At 71.5% G+C, this 389-nt stretch carries 1 protein-coding gene; it reads left to right on the forward strand.

The window, feature by feature from the left end; all coding sequences use genetic code 11:
• Positions 1-389 (forward strand): S41 family peptidase (locus D7Y04_RS43580; RefSeq protein ID WP_121763097.1); only part of this gene is annotated, 389 nt, incomplete at both ends.

A 389-nucleotide genomic window follows, 5' to 3' on the forward strand; every position in this document is an offset into this window, starting at 1 on the left:
GAGGGCCGCCTCCTCGTGGTCAACGTGCTGCCCAACGGGCCCGCGCGGCGCGCCGGCCTCCAGGCGGACGACCACATCCAGAAGATCGACGGGGCGGACACCGGAGGCATGGACCTGGCGGAGGCCGTGTCCAGGATGCGAGGCCCGGTCGACAGCGAGGCCACCCTCACGGTGATGCGCAAGGGCTGGGACAAGCCCCGGGTGATGACACTCGTCCGCGCCACGGTCTCCGTTCCAAGCGTGCGGCACGCGCTGCTGGCCGGGAACGTGGGCTATGTGCGGCTGGAGAACTTCCAGGGCATCACCCTCCGGGATCTGCAGGCCGCCCTCCAGCAACTGAGCCAGGACTCCGGGCCGGACGGCCTCCAGGGCCTGGTGCTCGACCTGCG

The sequence above is a fragment of the Corallococcus sp. AB038B genome (assembly GCF_003668955.1).
Classification (GTDB): domain Bacteria; phylum Myxococcota; class Myxococcia; order Myxococcales; family Myxococcaceae; genus Corallococcus; species Corallococcus exiguus.